This is a genomic window from Brevundimonas olei, from assembly GCF_037055245.1.
Lineage (GTDB): Bacteria > Pseudomonadota > Alphaproteobacteria > Caulobacterales > Caulobacteraceae > Brevundimonas > Brevundimonas olei.
In genome coordinates this window covers 2,129,928-2,147,344 of record NZ_CP146369.1, presented here as the reverse complement: position 1 = coordinate 2,147,344, position 17,417 = coordinate 2,129,928, and the positions used below count along the sequence as shown (strand labels likewise).

Annotated in this window: 14 protein-coding genes, 1 pseudogene and 1 riboswitch; of the genes and pseudogenes, 11 read left to right on the top strand and 4 right to left on the bottom strand. The window is 66.6% G+C overall.

Annotated features, from left to right (window positions below):
- Positions 1-125: 125 nt before the first annotated feature.
- Together V8J38_RS10195 and V8J38_RS10190 are read left to right on the top strand one after the other, a co-directional pair.
- Positions 126-848, top strand: coding sequence for a cytochrome c oxidase assembly protein (locus V8J38_RS10195; RefSeq protein ID WP_291783690.1), 723 nt, complete (start codon positions 126-128; stop codon positions 846-848).
- Positions 845-1,579, top strand: coding sequence for a cytochrome b (locus V8J38_RS10190; RefSeq protein ID WP_291783692.1), 735 nt, complete (start codon positions 845-847; stop codon positions 1,577-1,579). Before V8J38_RS10195 ends, V8J38_RS10190 begins: the two co-directional genes overlap by 4 nt.
- On the opposite strand, the pseudogene V8J38_RS10185 reads toward V8J38_RS10190, so the two are convergent.
- Positions 1,572-2,027, bottom strand: a pseudogene (locus tag V8J38_RS10185) (c-type cytochrome); the annotation flags it as partial. The gene V8J38_RS10190 and the pseudogene V8J38_RS10185 overlap by 8 nt on opposite strands.
- 215 nt (positions 2,028-2,242) lie before the next feature.
- Between V8J38_RS10185 and V8J38_RS10180 the strand changes: the two are divergent.
- From V8J38_RS10180 to V8J38_RS10140, 9 genes are all read left to right on the top strand, one after another.
- Positions 2,243-2,620: a c-type cytochrome gene (locus tag V8J38_RS10180; protein WP_312218305.1), complete on the top strand. Its 378-nt coding sequence runs from the start codon at positions 2,243-2,245 to the stop codon at positions 2,618-2,620.
- Complete coding sequence (coxB, locus tag V8J38_RS10175) at positions 2,610-3,560, top strand: cytochrome c oxidase subunit II (RefSeq protein ID WP_338575495.1); 951 nt, start codon at positions 2,610-2,612, stop codon at positions 3,558-3,560. The genes V8J38_RS10180 and coxB overlap by 11 nt, the downstream gene beginning before the upstream one ends.
- Positions 3,557-6,103: a cbb3-type cytochrome c oxidase subunit I gene (locus V8J38_RS10170; protein ID WP_338575492.1), complete on the top strand. Its 2,547-nt coding sequence runs from the start codon at positions 3,557-3,559 to the stop codon at positions 6,101-6,103. Before coxB ends, V8J38_RS10170 begins: the two co-directional genes overlap by 4 nt.
- Positions 6,100-6,396 carry a hypothetical protein gene (locus tag V8J38_RS10165; protein WP_291783705.1) on the top strand — a complete coding sequence of 99 codons (297 nt, stop codon included), beginning with the start codon at positions 6,100-6,102 and terminating at the stop codon, positions 6,394-6,396. Before V8J38_RS10170 ends, V8J38_RS10165 begins: the two co-directional genes overlap by 4 nt.
- Positions 6,397-6,450: 54 nt before the next feature.
- Positions 6,451-7,692: a putative DNA modification/repair radical SAM protein gene (locus V8J38_RS10160; protein WP_291783708.1), complete on the top strand. Its 1,242-nt coding sequence runs from the start codon at positions 6,451-6,453 to the stop codon at positions 7,690-7,692.
- On the top strand, positions 7,692-9,119 hold the full coding sequence (locus tag V8J38_RS10155) for a UdgX family uracil-DNA binding protein (RefSeq protein ID WP_338575490.1): 1,428 nt from the start codon (positions 7,692-7,694) through the stop codon (positions 9,117-9,119). The genes V8J38_RS10160 and V8J38_RS10155 overlap by 1 nt, the downstream gene beginning before the upstream one ends.
- Positions 9,120-9,946: 827 nt before the next feature.
- A riboswitch (cobalamin riboswitch) is annotated at positions 9,947-10,162 on the top strand.
- A 108-nt stretch (positions 10,163-10,270) separates the two neighbouring features.
- Positions 10,271-11,257, top strand: a complete 987-nt coding sequence (locus V8J38_RS10150; RefSeq protein ID WP_291783716.1) for a DUF1852 domain-containing protein — start codon at positions 10,271-10,273, stop codon at positions 11,255-11,257.
- Positions 11,258-11,286: 29 nt separating this feature from the next.
- Positions 11,287-12,315: a methionine synthase gene (locus tag V8J38_RS10145; RefSeq protein ID WP_291783719.1), complete on the top strand. Its 1,029-nt coding sequence runs from the start codon at positions 11,287-11,289 to the stop codon at positions 12,313-12,315.
- Between the two features lie 4 nt (positions 12,316-12,319).
- Positions 12,320-12,451: a hypothetical protein gene (locus V8J38_RS10140; protein WP_291783722.1), complete on the top strand. Its 132-nt coding sequence runs from the start codon at positions 12,320-12,322 to the stop codon at positions 12,449-12,451.
- A gap of 38 nt (positions 12,452-12,489) precedes the next feature.
- Here the strand turns inward: V8J38_RS10140 and V8J38_RS10135 are convergent, their stop codons facing one another.
- Genes V8J38_RS10135 through V8J38_RS10125 form a run of 3 tightly spaced genes read right to left on the bottom strand, consistent with a single transcriptional unit; the run spans position 12,490 to position 17,351 of the window.
- Entirely contained in the window at positions 12,490-13,242 is a 753-nt protein-coding gene (locus V8J38_RS10135; RefSeq protein ID WP_291783724.1) for an energy transducer TonB, read from the bottom strand.
- Positions 13,239-13,838, bottom strand: coding sequence for a biliverdin-producing heme oxygenase (locus V8J38_RS10130; RefSeq protein ID WP_291783726.1), 600 nt, complete (start codon positions 13,836-13,838; stop codon positions 13,239-13,241). The genes V8J38_RS10135 and V8J38_RS10130 overlap by 4 nt, the downstream gene beginning before the upstream one ends.
- Positions 13,839-13,853: 15 nt before the next feature.
- The gene (locus tag V8J38_RS10125) at positions 13,854-17,351 is read right to left on the bottom strand and encodes a TonB-dependent receptor domain-containing protein (RefSeq protein ID WP_338575484.1); all 3,498 of its coding nucleotides are present in this window, start codon (positions 17,349-17,351) and stop codon (positions 13,854-13,856) included.
- Positions 17,352-17,417 lie beyond the last annotated feature (66 nt).

Genomic DNA, 17,417 nt, shown 5'->3' with positions numbered 1-17,417 from the left:
GGGGTGCGGGTTCCTGAACAGGGCAGGGGAACGGCGCATATCGAAGCCGGGTTCCGCCCCGGAGGGCGCAGGCCTGGCGTGATCCGGGTCGGTGAACCGTCGCTGCACGCAGGCGTTGGCCCAGGATGGTCGATGCCGTCTGGACACCTTATTGCGGGCCCGCGCCCGATCCGGCCGAGGCGCTGAGCCGCTGGAACGGCGACCCGGTTCTCTGGGCCGTTCTGACGGCTGCGACGGTCGCGGGGCTGGTTCTGCTGCGCGGACCGGAAAAGGGGCGATGCGCGGCGGCGATGGCGGTGCTGGCGATCGGCTTTATCTCGCCTCTGTGCGCGCTGAGTTCGGCCCTGTTCACCGCACGGACCTTGCATCACCTTTTGCTGGTGCTGGCGGCGGCGCCCTTGCTGGCCCTGTGTCTGCCCCGGCTGAAACGGCCGCGTCTGGCGGCGGCCACCGCGGTGCAGGCGGTGGTCTTCTGGGCCTGGCACGCGCCCGGACTCTACGCTCAGGCCCTGTCGCATGACGGGATCTATTGGCTGATGCAGATCAGCATCCTGGGGAGCGCCGTCTGGTTCTGGGCGGCGGTGCGAAGCGCCAGGGGCCATGCGGCCGTGGCCGCTCTGCTGGCGGCCATGCTGCTGATGGGGCTGCTGGGCGCCCTGATCGTGTTCGCGGGCCAGCCCCTGTACGCCCCGCATTTCGCCAGCACGCTGGCCTGGAACATGACGCCGCTGGAGGATCAGCAGGCGGCCGGGCTCATCATGTGGGCGCCGGCGGCGGCGGCCTACCTCCTGGTCGCACTGTGGCGGATTCACGGTCTGCTGAAGCCGGCGGGCGAGGCGGCGGCATGATCGACCGGCTGATCGCCCAGGCGCTGGAGTGGGCCGCCGGTCATCATGATGAGGGGCGCTATTCCCCCGTGGCCATCTGGTTTCACTGGATCATGGCGGGTCTGGTCGTATTCCAGCTGGGCTGGGGCTGGTGGATGGGGCGGCTGCCGGTCGGCGGCGAGAAGGTGGCGGCCTATGAAGTGCATTTCGCCGTCGGCGTGCTGATGCTGCTGCTAGTCATCGGTCGCCTGACCTGGCGGCTGGTCGCGCCGGACCTGATCAATGACGCGGACAAGCCGGGCTGGGAAAGCACCGCCGCCCACGTCACCCACTATGTCTTCTATCTTTGCCTGTTCGGCCTGCCGCTGTCGGGCTGGGCTATGATCTCGGCGACGGCGCGGGACACCCAGCTGGCGGCGGCGGGCTTCATCCCCTGGCCGCTGTTGCCGATGCAGGATCTGTCGAACCGTCAGCTCTGGGCGGTCGAGGCGACGGCCGAGTGGATGCACTGGGGTCTGGTCCTGACCCTTCTTCTGATGATCCCGATCCATGCGGGGGCGGCGCTCAAGCACCATCTGATCGATCGGGACGACGTATTTCACGCGATGCTGCCGGTCGTGCCGCAGCCGAAGCCGAAACGGACGCGCTGGCAGAGGCGTTGGCGTGCGCTTGAGCGGCGGGTCGGGTCGACAGCCACGCGGCTATGGCGCGGGCTTCTTCTTCCGTCAGATGCTGGACGGCGGCGGCCATGACGCCGCGCGGGTCGTTACGCCGCCGGCCGGACTTCCAGCGGTCGATCTGCTCCAGAGTATAGGCGGCGGGCTGCCGGGCGACGATCGGCTGACCTGCGCCTGCGCCCTGGCCTTCAGTTCCATGGCAGGCGGCGCAGGCGGTGATCCCTCGTGCTGTGTCGCCGGTCAGCCAGATCGACGGCGGAGGGGCGGCTGACGCACCGGCGGGCGGAGCGGGCAGTCCGGCGTACCAGGCGGCCACGATGCGGCGGGCGTCGGGGTCAAGGCCGCGCGCCACGCGGGTCATGACGTCGTCGGGACGCAGGCCGCTGGCGTAATCCTCCATCTGCTTCTGCAGATAGCCCCGGTCCAGACCTGCCAGGCGCGGCGAGGAAACGCCGTCGCCTTCGCCTTTCAGGCCGTGACACGTGAAGCAGGCGTTGCCCGCGCCGCCCGCGCCGCCGCTCATGGCGATGATCTCGCCGGACGCCTGAAATGCGCGATCGGTCTCACCCGGCGTCGTATCGCAGGCGGCGAGGGTCAGTCCCAGAAAAGCGAGGGGCAGGGCGCGCACCCCGATCCAACACCGGCCTTGCGGCGCCGGTTCCGCTTCGGAACCCCCGGCCGCCCGATGGATTGGTTCTGGCGAAGCTGAAAGGGGCCGGATGCCGTCATGTCACGACGATGGGGAAGATAGGGGCGGCGGTCTCGGCCGTCGGCCTGTTGGGGCTGGCCGCCTGCGCGGACAAGGCCGGCGCGCCGCGCGACCTGGCGGGCGCCGATCCCGCCGAAGGGTTGCGTCTTGTCCGGACCCAGGGCTGCGGCGCCTGCCACGCCATTCCCGGCGTGGCCTGGCCCCAGGGGCGGACCGGCGGATCGCTGGCGGGCGTCGGGGCGCGGCCGATGATCGCAGGGCGCCTGCCGAACCAGCCTGCGATCATGGCCGCCTTCGTGCGCGACGCGCCGTCGCTGCTGCCCGACACCGGCATGCCGCCCATGCCCCTGAGCGAAGCCGAAGCCCGCGACATAGCGGCCTACCTCTATACGCTCGATGACGACTGAGACGCCGGACATGCTGGGCGGCTGGCCGCCGCCGGTTCTGGACCCTGCAGGGCCGTTCGCCGGGCCGGTGACGGTCGTCGCCTGGGTGCTGTTCGTCATGGGCGCGGTCGTGCTGGCCGTCGTCCTGATCGCACTGGGCGTCGCCCTGTTCGGGCCGAGGAAGTGGAAACGTCGAGCGGGCGGCGAGCGGCTGGTCTGGATCGGCGGCCTGGCCTTTCCGGTGGTCGTGTTGACGGGGTTGCTGATCTACGGCCTCAGCGTCACCGCGCGCGTGTCGGATGCGCCGCGCGACGGCGAGATGCGCGTGCGCGTCACCGGCGAGATGTGGTGGTGGCGCGTGGCCTATCTGGACGGCCAGGGCCGCGAAACGGTCCAGGACGCCAATGAGGTTCACATCCCCGTCGGCCGCCCGGTGGTGGTCGAACTGGAGAGCGCCGACGTCATCCATAGCCTGTGGGTGCCGCGCCTGGGCGGCAAGACGGACATGATCCCGGGCCGCCGCAACTTCATGCGCCTGCAGGCTGACAAACCGGGCGTCTATGCGGGACAGTGCGCCGAATATTGCGGCGGACCCCACGCCCTGATGGGCTTCGTCGTCGTCGCCCATGCCGAGGCCGACTTCGAGGCCTGGCGGGCCAGGCAGGCCGCGCCCGCCGCGGCGTCCGCCCTTCCGGGCGCGGCGGTGTTCGGCGCCTCGGGCTGCGGCGCCTGCCATACCATACGCGGAACGGAGGCCAACGGCCTGGCCGGGCCGGACCTGACCCACGTCGGTTCGCGCAAGACGCTGGGCGCGGGCATCCTGCCCAACAATCAGGGCGCGATGGCGGGGTGGATCGCCGACAGCCAAGGGATCAAGCCGGGCAACCGCATGCCGTCCTATCCGGTGCTGACCGGGCGCGAGCTGCGCGACCTGGCCGCCTATCTGGACAGTCTGAAATGACGTCGGAAACCGGCTTCGACGTCCGCAAATACGATCGCTTTCCCACCGAGGAGCCGCGTCCGGATGGCGAGCTGGGGCAGCTGGAAGCCGCCTGGTGCGGTCCGCGCCGTCCCGGCGAGTGGATCACGGCGATCAACAACAATATCATCGGCGTCTATTACGTCGGCGCGGCCATGCTGTTCTTCGTGCTTGCGGGGGGGCTGGCGCTGCTGATGCGCACCCAGCTGGCCCTGCCGATGACGGGCTTCCTGCCGCAGGATACCTACAACCAGATCTTCACCATGCACGGCACGGTGATGATGTTCCTGTTCGCCGTGCCGGCGGTCGAGGCGCTGGGCGTGCTGCTGCTGCCGCAGATGCTGGGGGCGCGCGACCTGCCGTTCCCGCGCCTGGGCGCCTACGCTTTCTGGGCCTATCTGATCGGGGGCCTGGCCTTCTTCTGCTCCCTTTTCTTCGGCCTCGCCCCGGACGGCGGGTGGTTCATGTATCCGCCGCTGACCGGCATGACCTATTCGCCGGGGATCAACGCCGACTTCTGGCTGCTGGGCATCGGCTTTATCGAGATCTCGGCCATCGCCGGAGCGATCGAGATCATCGTCGGGGTGCTGAAGACGCGCGCGCCCGGCATGACGCTGGACAAGCTGCCGGTCTTCGCCTGGGCCATGCTGATCTTCGCCTGCATGATCATCATCGCCTTTCCCTCGGTGATCCTGGCGACCTTGCTGCTGGAGCTGGAGAGAGCGCTGGGCTGGCCCTTCTTCGACCCGCTGAAGGGCGGCGATCCTATGCTGTGGCAGCACCTGTTCTGGTTCTTCGGCCACCCGGAGGTCTACATCATCTTCCTGCCGGCGGCGGGGGCCATGTCGACCATCATCCCCGCCATGGCGCGCACGAAGCTGGTCGGTCATCCCCTGGTGGTGATGGCCATGCTGGCGACCGGCTTCATCAGCTTCGGCGTGTGGGCGCACCACATGTTCACCACCGGCATGCCGCAGATCAGCATCAACTACTTCAGCGCCGCCTCCATGGCGGTCAGCGTGCCTGCCGGGGTGCAGGTCTTCGCCTGGATCGCCACCATAGCGGCCGGAAAGATGCGCTTCACCACGCCCGGCCTGTTCGCCGTGGGCGGCCTGGTCATCTTCGTCATGGGCGGGCTGACCGGGGTCATGGTCGCCATGGTGCCCTTCGACTGGCAGGCCCACGACAGCTACTTCATCGTCGCCCACCTGCACTACGTCCTGATCGGCGGCATGGTCTTTCCCATGTTCGCGGCCATCTACTACTGGCTGCCCATGTCCAGCGTCCGGCCGCTGAGCGAGCGCATGGGTAAATGGATATTCTGGCTGATGTTCGCCGGACACAACATCGCCTTCCTGCCCATGCACTTGACGGGGCTGATGGGGATGCCGCGCCGAGTCTACACCTATCTGCCGGGACGCGGCTGGGACCTTCCCAACTTCATCTCGACCATAGGGGCCTTCCTGTTCGGGCTGGCGGTCCTGCTCTGGGTCATCGACATGATCCGCAACTTCCGCCCCTTCGGCCCGCGCGAGGCGGGCAACATCCACGACGGCCCCGGTCTGGAATGGCTGCCCAGCGGCTATTATTCCGTGCGCTCCGTCCCGGTGGTGAAAAGCCTCTATCCGCTCTGGGAGCAGAAGGGGTTGGCGAAGGAGGTGCGGGAGGGGCGCTGGTTTTTGCCCGGCGCGGCGGGAGGCGAGCGCCAGACCCTGGTCACCAGCCCCCTTAACGCGGAGCCGCAGTATGTCTTGCGCCTCCCGCGCCCGTCCCCTTGGCACGTTTTCGGCGCGGTCTTCACCGCCGGTTTCTTCCTGATCTTGACCATCCAGGCCTATGCCGCCGCGGTGATCAGCGGGGTGCTGGCGATCTACTGCATCATGCGCTGGTGCTGGTTCCTGGATGCGCCCTACAGTCGCAAGACCACGGACATCGGGGCGGGCGTCCGCATGCCCAACTATGTTTCGGGGCCGTCCAGTCATGGCTGGTGGGCCATGGTGATCGTGCTGATCGTCGGCGGCATGGTCTGCCTGCTGGCGGGCTTCTCCTATGTCTTCCTGTGGAGCCGACGGCCGGATCTGTGGCAGGCGCCGCCGGAGACGGCGTCGATGATGCTGCACCTCGGCGTCCTGGCCCTGGCGGGGCTGTGCGCGGCAGGCGCGCCGCGCGTGTTGCGCCGGGCGAGGAGGGGAGCGGAGACGCTCGCCACGGCTCTCCTGCTCATCAGCGCCATCGGCGCCGCGACGGCGACAGGGTTGGAGCTTCGGGCTTGGTGGTTCGCCGGCTTGAAGCCGGACGCTACCAGTCAGGGCGCCGCTGTCTTCGCTCTTCTGGGCTGGGCGGGGACTTTCGCGGGGATCGGGGCCTTGATGGGACTCTATATCCTGTTGCGTCGAACGTTTGGACGGGTGTCGGCCGACCGGCCCTCCACGGTCGATCTGATCGGCCTCTTCATGGCTTATACGGCGGGGCAGGCGGCGATGGTCGTGCTGCTGATCCGGCTGTTTCCGGGCGGCGGATCGTGACGCGCTGGCTGGCCATGACGGCGGGCCTGCTGATCTGGGCCGCGCACTTTCTCGGTCTCTATCTGCTGGCCAGCGCCGCAGACGTCTGGTCGTCGACCGAGGCGGCCGCTGGGCGCTGGATAGGGCTGGGCTTCAGCCTTCTGTGTTTGGCGCTGATCGCCGTCGTGGCTGTCGTCATGGCGCGGCGTCCTCTCCCCGATGGGCCGGGTCTGTGGGAGCGACGCGTGGCTCTGACTGGCGCGCTTGTCGCCGCCGTTGGGGTGACGTGGCAGACGACGCCGCTGGCGTTCTGAAAAATCTATCCGGGCGTACTGGATCGCCGATAGATTGGAACATATCATGAACATATGGCGCGGATTGATCTGAAACGAAAGCTGGCGGTTCTGGCGGATGCGGCGAAATACGACGCTTCGTGCGCCTCATCGGGTTCAACCAAACGGGATTCTCTGGGCGGTCGAGGGATCGGCTCGACCGAGGGCATGGGCATCTGCCACGCCTATACGCCGGATGGACGGTGCGTCAGCCTGCTGAAGATACTGCTGACCAACTTCTGCATCTACGACTGCGCCTACTGCATCAACCGGGTGTCCTCGAACGTCGAGCGGGCGCGCTTCACGGTGCAGGAGGTCGTGGATCTGACCCTGGCCTTCTACAAGCGAAACTACATCGAGGGGCTGTTCCTGTCGTCGGGCGTGATCCGCGACGGCGACTACACCATGGAACAACTGGTCGAGGTTGCGCGGCGCCTGCGCGAGGAGCACGACTTTCGTGGCTACATCCACCTGAAGCTGATCCCCGAAGCGGACGCACGGCTGGTGGAGCTGGCGGGCCTCTATGCGGATCGCCTGTCGGCCAATATCGAACTGCCTCGCGATGAGGCTCTGGGCCGTCTCGCCCCGGAAAAGGACGCTAGGACGATCCGCAAGACCATGGGGCAGGTGCGGCTGAAGCTGGAAGCGGCGCAGCCGGAAAGGAGAGACCGCAAGCGGCCGCCCGCCTTCGCCCCTGCGGGTCAGTCGACGCAGCTGATCGTCGGCGCCGACGGCGCGCCGGACACGGAGATCATGGCCCGCAGCGCCTCGCTGTACGGCGGGTATGGCCTGCGCCGGGTCTATTATTCCGCCTTCAGCCCCATTCCCGACGGCTCCAGCCTGTTGCCGCCGACCAAGCCGCCCTTGATGCGCGAGCACAGGCTCTATCAGGCCGATTGGCTGATGCGGTTCTACGGCTTCACCGCGCCCGAGATCGGGGAGGGTGCGAACGGCGGCATGTTGGACCTGGACGTCGATCCCAAGCTGGCCTGGGCGCTGCGGCGACGCGAGGCCTTTCCTTTGGACGTCAACCGGGCTGCGAGAGAGAGTCTGCTGCGGGTGCCGGGCCTGGGCGTGAAGGCGGTCGACCGCATCCTGTCGGTGCGGCGGCATCGGACCTTGCGGCTCGAGGACATCGGGCGGCTGACTCGCTCCATTGAGGCGGTGCGGCCGTGGATCACGGCGCTGGACTGGACGCCCGGCGGCCTGACCGATGCGGCGGACCTGCGCGCGCGCCTGGCGCCCCGCCGCAAAGCCGAGCAGTTGAGCCTGTTCTGATGCAGACCGCGGTTCTAGCCGACCCGCTGGATTTCGACGGCTGGCGCGAGGCGGCGCGGCGGTTGCGGCTGGCCGGCGTCGAGCCGGCGCGGGTGCAGTTCGTGGTGGGGCAGTCCTTCGGCGGCCTGTTCGACGAAGCTGCTGCTCTTCCCCGGGTTGATGGCGCGTTCAGCGTCCCGCGCACCTTCTGGGAAACGGCGACCCAGTTGATCCAGCATCGATCCGATGATCGCTTCGACCTGATGTATCGCCTGCTATGGCGCTTGAAGGATCAGCCGAACCTGATGGCCGTTCTGTCGGATCGTGACGTCGCCGAGGCGGCTGATCGGGTGAAGGCGGTGCGCCGCGCCGCTCACAAGATGAAGGCCTTCGTTCGTTTCCGACAGGCTGAAGACGAGACGGGCGAGCATTGGGGCGCCTGGTTCGAGCCGGCCCATCGCGTGTTGCCGGCGACGGCCCCCTTCTTCGCGCGGCGGTTCAGCACCATGCGGTGGTCGATCCTGACGCCGGACGGGTCCGCCCATTGGAACGGCGAGGCCTTGACCTATGGGCCGCCCGCCGATCAGGCGCAGGCGCCTAGGGAAGACGCGATGGAGGAATTCTGGCGCACCTATTACGCCTCGACATTCAATCCGGCGCGGCTGCGGCTCCAGGTCATGCGCTCGGAAATGCCCAAGCGCTACTGGAAAAACCTGCCCGAGGCGGCGCTGATCCCGGAACTGACCGCGGATGCGTCGGTTCGCACAGAAGCCATGGTGACCCAGCCCGCGCCTCGACCCAACGAACGGTTCCAGCGTGTTCGCGCGCCCGCGATTGATCGCGCCACGACCGATGATCTGGTTCCCGAGACTCTCGACGACCTGGCGCGCGGCGTTCAGGGCTGCCGCCGCTGTCCCTTGTGGCGGGACGCCACCCAGGGCGTCTGCGGCGAGGGGCCGGCGCGCGCCGGCCTGATGGTGGTCGGCGAACAGCCAGGCGATCAGGAAGACCTGGCCGGACGTCCCTTCGTCGGCCCGGCCGGACGCCTGCTGGACACCATGCTGGAGGCGGCGGGGCTGGATCGGCGCGACCTCTACCTCACCAATGCGGTCAAGCATTTCAAGCACGAGCCGCGCGGCAAGCGCCGTCTGCACAAGACGCCCAATGCGGGCGAGGTCCAGGCCTGCCGCTGGTGGCTTGATCATGAGCGGCGCCTGGTGAAGCCTCGGTTGATCCTGGCGCTGGGCGCGACGGCGGGTCTGGCGCTTCTGGGCCGAAAGCCCGCCGTGCAGGCGGAGCGCGGCCAGATCATCACGGCGGACGACGGCGCGCGGGTGCTGTTAACGGTTCATCCCGCCTATCTGCTGCGCCTGCCTGATCCAACGACGAGGGATAAAGAACGCGCCAGGTTCCTGGCGGACCTCGCGGTCGCGTCGGCTGAACTTTAAGATATCAGGCGAGAAAACCAAGTGTGAGGTATCGGCGTTCGCATAGTCGCTCTGACTATGCCGATCTGAGGCAATATAAATCCAGTAAAATCAATGTATTATGTGGGCTTTTTTAATCCGGACTTGGAGTCTATTTCCCTATCCGCGAGGGCGGAACGCTCCGCCTTCGCAGAGGCGCGCTGCCGTCGATCCCTTTGAAGCTCGGTGGGATGCTCTACGGATGATTTAGGTTGGGCGGCATAAGGTGGCGCTGTTTCCGCGGATTTTCCGTAGGATGACGACGACTTTCCAACCGAGGCATACCCCTCGAGCACTCCATTCAGCTCGGAGAGCAGTCTAGTCCGTTCCGGATCGTTCGCCAGACTCTGCAGTCGTTCGTTCAGGGCGACCAGGAAGGCGGCGCGATCATTGTGCCAGCCTGGACGGGTCGCCTGGCCAGGAGTCAATCTGGCCGCGCCACGCGCGAGAGGCGTAATCGAGGCGCGAGTCAGTCGATAGGACTGATCAAGCTCAGGCGTCACTAGAGCATAACCAGCCTCGGTCAGCCGGGCCTCCAGAGCGGCTAGGGCTGTGCTCGCCGTGGTCGAGCAGCACAGCGCCTGCGACCGGCTTCCTGGCCTCGAGCCATGCGACGAGATCGGTGGCGTCGCAGCAGGCTTCGCCAACATCCGTCGCGGCCATCTGATGTCCATCCCTATGGCTCAGAGCGCATTCAGGCGCTGACGCAGGCCGACATTCAGGCCTGGCGAGAAGCCGATGAGCTCGCAGTACTAGCATAATTATATAAAGATATCTTTATATAATAATTGACTCTGGCGGCTGGCGTGTCATGTTCACGCCGTCGTGGTTCTCCGCACGGTCCTCGGACTGCGCGAAGCTAAGAGGGAAGCCGGTGAGACCTCGGTCGATGCCGGCGCTGCCCCCGCAACTGTGAGCGGCGAGTTGAAGGTCCATTTTGTGTCACTGGGGGTTCGCCTCCGGGAAGGCCGGACCGGAGGCGATGACCCGTGAGCCAGGAGACCTGCCTCGACAAATAACGTCCTCCGGCGGGGTGTCCGGTCAGGTCGCATGAGCGCCGCGACGGGACGATTCCGCGCGAGCGGTCGCGCGTCCCTGTCCGCTGTCTCGCCACAGCATCAACGGCAGAGACCATGGCGAGCAGCGAATTCACCTTCAGCATCAAGCGCACCCCGCTCGACGAGAATTACGTTCCCGCCGAGAACACGCGGATCACGACCAACTTCGCCAACCTGGCCAGGGGCGAGAGCCGTCAGGAGAACCTGCGCAACACGCTGAGGATGATCGACAATCGGTTCAACTCCCTGGCGCACTGGGGCAATCCGAAAGGCGATCGCTACGCGGTCGAACTCCAGATCGTCTCCGTCGAGATGAGCCTGGCTCCCGGTGAAGGGACGGACAGCTTTCCGCTGATCGAAATCCTTCAGACGACGATTGTCGATCAGCAGACCGGCGAGCGGACCGATGGGATCGTGGGAAACAACTTCTCCTCCTACGTCCGCGACTACGACTTCAGCGTGGTTCTGCCGGCGCACATGAAGGCCAATCCCGGCGCCTTTGCGCCGGCGGATTTCGGCGACCTGCACGGCAAGCTGTTCAGGCATTTCCTGAACTCGGCCGCCTATCGCGCCAATTTCGGCAAGCCGCCGGTCATCTGTCTGAGCGTGTCGAGCAATAAGACCTATCACCGCACCGGCGATGAGCACGCCGTCCTGGGTCTGGAATACGGGAACGACGCCTTCTCGCCGACCGACGAGTATTTCGCGAAGATGGGGATGAAGGTCCGCTACTTCATGCCCAAGGGCAGCGTGGCGCCCTTCGCCTTCTACCATGTGGGCGATCTGACGGCGGACTACACCGATCTGGAGCTGGTCAGCACGATCAGCACCATGGAGACCTTCCAAAAAATCTACCGTCCCGAGATCTACAACGCCAACTCCCCGGCTTCGGAACAGTATCAGCCCAGCCTCAAGTACCAGGACTATTCGCTGACCCGGATCGTCTACGACCGCGAGGAACGCAGTCGACTGGCCGTCGAACAGGGCCGGTTCGTCGAGGAGCGCTTCATCAAGCCGCACCGCGCCCTGCTGGACCAGTGGTCCGCCAACTTCGCCGCCTGATCAGTCCCGAATTGCTAAAGTCATCGAAAATGAAAACCCTGTTGCCCACCTCGACCGCCGGCAGCTTGCCCAAGCCCGTCTGGCTGGCCGAACCCGAGACCCTCTGGTCGTCCTGGAAGCTGGAAGGCGAGGCGTTGATCGAGGCCAAGCGGGACGCCCTGCGCCTGTCGCTGGACGATCAGCGTCGGGCCAGCATCGACATCGTCAGCGACGGCGAGCAGACCCGCCAGCATTTCGTCACCACCTTCATCGAGCATCTGGACGGCGTCGATTTCGAGCAGCGCAAGACCATGCGCATCCGCAATCGCTATGACGCCAGCGTGCCGGTGGTCGCGGGCGCGGTCAGCCGACCGAAGTCGGTCTTCGTCGAGGGCGCGAAATTCCTGCGCGCCCAGACTGACCAGCCGATCAAATGGGCCCTGCCGGGGCCGATGACGATGATCGACACCCTCTACGACGACCATTACGGCAGCCGCGAAAGGCTGGCCTGGGAATTCGCAAGGATCCTCAACCAGGAGGCCAGGGAGCTGGAAGCCGCCGGCGTCGACATCATCCAGTTCGACGAGCCCGCCTTCAACGTCTTCTTCGACGAGGTCAATGACTGGGGCGTGGCGACGCTGGAGAAGGCTGCCGAGGGGCTGAAATGCGAGACGGCCGTCCACATCTGCTACGGCTACGGCATCAAGGCCAACACCGACTGGAAGAAGACCCTGGGGTCGGAGTGGCGCCAGTATGAAGAGGCCTTCCCCAAGCTGCAGACGTCCAGCATCGACATCATCTCGCTGGAGGCCAAGAACTCCCGCGTGCCGATGGACCTGATCGAACTGATCCGGGGCAAGAAGGTGATGGTCGGGGCCATCGACGTGGCGACCGACGTCATCGAGACGCCGGAGGAGGTCGCCGACACCCTGCGCAAGGCGCTTCAGTTCGTGGACGCCGACAAGCTCTATCCCGCCACCAACTGCGGCATGGCCCCCCTGTCGCGCCGGGTCGCCAACGGCAAGTTGAAGGCGCTAAGCGCGGGCGCGGAGATCATCCGGAAAGAACTGTCGGCCTAAGCCCATGAACGCTCTTCTGCGCCGGCTGCGTCTGGACCCCTATATCCTCGCATGGCCAGTCGCTGTCATGCCTGCGCGGGGAGCGGGCAAGGACAATCTGGATCAGGCGGTCCATGCTGCCTATCCGGCGGTATAGCCGAATGAGGAAGCTTGGCTGACTTTGTATGAAGGCTGTCATCGGCGCGTGAAGAAGTCCACGTGGGTCATGATCTCGATCACATCGCCAGGCTCGTCCTTCGGCGGCGGCGGCAGGGGCTGGGCGCGCTGGAGCATGGCTAGCGCCTCCCTGTCGAGCATGGGGCGGCCAGATCCGCGGACGATCGACGATGACAGCACCCGTCCGGCGCGGTCCATGGTGAAGCGGAGATGCACCACGCCTTCTTGGCGCTGGCGCTCGGCGATGGCGGGATAGCGCTTATTGCGGTCGAGGTGAGCCAGGACCCGCGCGCGCCATTCCTGGGGCGTGCTGGACGCCTGAGCGGCGGGTGGAGCGGGTCGGGCCAGTGGCGCCGTAGTGGCTGGCGAAGGCGGCTGGGGCGTCTGAGCCGCTGGCGACGTTTCAGGCTGGACGGGCGACGCCAGGGCGGCCGACGGCGTGTCGACCGCCGCAAGGCGGGGGACGACTTTCTGCGCCGGCTGTCGGCTCCCGGGGGTGTTCTGGGCGCGTTGAGCCTGTTCCTCGCCAGGCGCGCGCTCGGAGGGCGCCTGGACCGGCGAGGCGTCAAAACGGATCAGCTCCACCGCAATCGCCTGGGGCTCGGGCGGAGGCGGAGCGGCGGCGCCGACCTTCAACAGGACAATGAAGGGGGCGGCGTGCAGAAGGACGGCCGCCGACATCGCCATCAGATTGCGACGGCGCGAACGCCGCACCGGCCGTCCCGGCGGAGGTGATGCGGCGAACGATACGGGGGCGGCGGTCAGCCTCATGCCTGACCGGCGTCGAAATAGAAGGCGCGATCAACGAGTTCTCGAACACGCCTGAAGGCGTCACGCGCGCCCTCGTTCACCCGTTCTTCCTCTTCGGCGGAGAAATCCGGAGCGTCGAGACGGGCGGTGAAGGCGCGCCAGGCGTTTGCGCGACCTTCCGACGCGGGGGCGAGGTGGCGGGCGCCGAAGGCCTCTGACAATCCCAGGCCTGCGGCGGCCTTCAGCAGGAAGGCGGCGCCGAGGTTGGAGCCCTCGGCGACATAGAGCCAGCCCAGGGCCGTGGGAACATCGGCGGCCTGGCCTGCCGCGAAGCGGGGGGGATCGTCGTCCGTGGCTGGCTCGGCGTCCAAGTCGGCCAGATCGGCCCGCACTTCGGCTTCGCGGCGTCGATGTGACAGGTCCGGGATCAGCGCCGCCAGTTCCGGCTGATCGTAGAGCGCCGCGATGTCCTTGTGGAACGCGTGCTGCACCCGCAGGAAACGAACGTAGCGTCCCCTGTCGGCGAACGGATCCGCGGCCATGATGGTCTTGTCGAGGCTGTCGTGAATTTGATGGCTGGCGGCCTTGAGGCGCCGCGCGCGACTGTGTGCGCTCATTGTCGTGATCATTGCCTAGAAACGATAGCTGAAGCCGATGCGCAGGGCGTGCAGGTCCGCGTCGCTACGAACCTTTCGGCCGTTGACGATATTGGACGTCCCGGGGCTGGAAATCGTCTCGCGCAGGATAGCGCCGGTCACACGGTCGCGCATGATGGCGCCCGTAACAGGATCGCGGACGAACGATGTCTGGGACCAGGCCAGGGCCGCGCCCTTTCTGGCTTCATCGAAGCTGTGCGTGGCGTCGCCGAAGCGTGAATAGAGGTACTCCGTTCGCACGGACCACGAACCGCCCAGATCACGTTCCAGGCCTGCGCCCAGGCTCCAGCCGGACCGCGTCTTGCGGCTGGTTTCGGTGAAGAAATGCTCCAGGGCGTTGATCATGCCCTGATCGTTGCCGCCGACCGAACGATATTGATTGCGGGTCTGGGTTTCTCGCAGCCAAGCCGGTCCGGCGGCGCCGTAGACGAACGTACGGCCCAGGGCGTAGCCGACACGGGCGCGCAAGACCCCCATGCGATCCCAGTCGTAGCTCGTGTCTGATTCCAGCGTGTCGAGCGCGCGCAGGCTGTCTGTATAGCTGCTTGGGTCGCTGACCAGCACGCCAGTCCAGCTTCCTAGCGCGCCGGCTTGGAAATCGCCCTCCAGACCCAGCACCAGATTATTGGCGAACTGCCAATTGTAGCCAGCGTGGACGCCGCCCATGGCGTTGTCGAGGCGCAGATCGATCAGACCGTCGTTTTCCAGATCGGCCGGAGCGCCCGAAGCATCCGTGACCGTTCCTTCCGAGCGGCCGAAGCCATAGCCGAAGCTGGCGCCGACATAGGGGCCGGTCCAGTCCGTGACCTCACCGTCGTCGGCGCCGCCGAACCAGTTCGGCAGCCAGGCGCTCGAGCCGGCGCCCAACTGGCCGGTCAGACCGATACGGAAGGTGCGACCCGGCGCAGGCACAACGCCGAGGCTGAGCGCCTCCAGATAATATTCGTCCGTCAGGTTCTCGACGCTCCAGTCCAGCGATACGGCGTCGCTGAAACGATAGCGTCCCGTCAGGTCGACGGTGGTGTAGGCCTCCCAGGGAATGGCCTTCAACAGAGGCGCGAAGCCGCTGTCCGTCGGCTCGAATTCCACCGCGCGCTCGCCGCGATAGACGATGCGGCCGCCGACCATGACCCTATCATTCAGGAAGCTCTTGTTGATCGACAGATTGGCCGAGAACTCGGGCGGGATGTAGTTGGTGGCGTAGTCGGAGGCCAGCGAACTGGCCACGCAGGCTTCGCCGGGGCGGCAGAACAGGATGTCGTCATACCATGTCGCGCCCGCCGCGACCTTCCAGCCTCCGATGCTGTAGTCGGCGTTGAACTCCAGCCCGCTGAACTGGGCGCGATCGATGTTGTACATCTGCATCTGATAGACGGAGCGGACGTAGCGGCGGGCGATGTAGTCGTGAATATCGTTGTCGAACCAAACCAGCTTCAGACCCAGGTCGTCATCGGCGGCGAACAGGTTGGAACGGACATAGTTGACCCCGACTTCCCAGTTATGGGCCTCTTCCTTGTGCAGGTCGGGATTGGCCATCATGAAGAAGCCGGATGTCGCCTCCATCAGCGAGGGGAGGCGCGCCGCCTGCTTGTAGTTGGCGAACAATTGCCATCCGTCCGCAGGCATGACCGTGGCGCCCAGCGAGAAGCCGAAGGCGTCCTCGCTGCGGTTCGGGATCGGGGCGCTGTACACCGTGCCGGTCTGGCGGTCTTCGAGGCTGTAATCCTGATAGCGCAGGCCGCCGTTCAACTGCAGCCAGGCCGTCGGCGTCAACTGCATCTGCGCGAACAGGCTGGCCTCTTCGCGCATGCCCTGGCGGGCCGGAGGGTTGCCGCTGCCGCTCCATTCGCCGATCGGGCCGGCTTCCTCGCGCAGATAGGAGACGCCGTAGTCGGCGGATAGCAGCCCCGCCGGCGTTGCGAGGCGCGAGCTGTTGGTCGCATCAACGCCCCAGGTGTCGATGTAGCGACGCATCGGGTCGGACTGGCCCAGAGACGGCGCGCTCTCCTCCAGTTGCGACAGCCAAGCGTTGAGCTTCAGATCGATCAGCTCATTCGCCGGATTCCAGCGATAGCGGCCGGTGAAACGGTCCAGCGCCGTCTGCGACAGCGGATGCCGTTGATTCACGGAGGCCGTCGGATTGGTCATGGCGCCGGGATAGTTCTCGCCGAAGCTGCTCCAGTAGCCGCCGTAGCCCAGTTCGACGGCGTGATCCTCGGCCGGCCGGAACGTCGCCTTGAACAGAACGGATTCTGTTTCGGTGGAAGTGTTCAGCACCTCTTCGCCGGCGGCGAACGGCGTCGCGCCGTAGCCGTCGTAGAAGGCCAGGGCGCGCGCACACAACTGGGTCATCTGCTGATCCTTGGGCGCGGAGACGCAGTATTCGGAGGGCGTGTTCGTGCGCTGGGGCGCACCGTCGCCATTCGCGCCGGCGTGATAGTTCCCGCTGCGGCGGAAGGCGTAACCTGCGACAAGGTCCAGGCGCTCGCCCTTGCGGCCATAGACGAGGCTGCCCGACCCGTTGGTGGGTTCGAACACGGCGGGGCGGCCGGTTCCGCGCGTGGCCAGCAGTGGTTCATAGCCGCCCCAGAGCGCGGGTTCGATCAGCGAGCGACGCATGGATGAGCCGGGCTCGGTGCTGTTGGTTCCAAGGCCCAGTTTGAAGCGCAGGCCGCTGGTCTCGCCTTGCGGGACCACGTCGTCGACGGTCAGGGTGGTCATGCTGACCGAACCGCCGATGCCCCCCGCGATGGCGTTGCCGTTCGAGGGGCCCTTCTCGATGGCGAGGGAACTGATGAAGTCCGGATCGATGAAGCTGCGGTTGCTGGTCCCCTGATAGCCCCGATAAACGGTGGTTCCGTTGATGGCGCCGTCCACGGTGACGGCGACGCGGCCCTGGCCCTGCAATCCACGGATATTGACGTCCAGACCGCCGCTGTTGCGCGACTCGCCCGACAGAACGCCGCTTTCGCTTTTCAGCAGGTCGGCGGGCGAGGTTCCCGGATAGGCGTCCAGAGTTTTGCGATCGATCACGCTGACGGAGCCGGGGGTCACATAGACGGTTGAGGCGGTGCGGTCCCATCCGCCCACGGCGCCGGAGCCGGCTTCGCTCTGACGGCTGTCGCCGGCGCCCTCGACCCGCACTGCGCCGAGTTGGATAACGCCCGGCTGCGCCTGGGGCGCCCGTTCCAGCGTGACGACGGCGCCGTTCAGCCGATAGGTGAAGCCGGAGCCCGCCAGCAGGCGATCCAGCGCCTGCCGCGGCGTCAGGACGCCCCGGACGCCTGCGGTCTGGATTCCCCGAACCGCCGCGCCGTCGGTGGCGACCTGAAGCCCTGACTGGGTGGCGAAGACGACCAGGGCGTCGGCCAGCGGCTGGCGCGGCACGTCATAGGCGCGTGCGGCCTGCTGCGCGGCGGACTGCGCGAGCGTGGGCGAGGCGAGATAAAGCGGCCCTAGGGCCGCGGTCGCCATCAGGAAGGAAGTCACCGCCGACCGGCGCGCCCGACTACGCGCGTTTCGCCCCATACTCACTGAGAA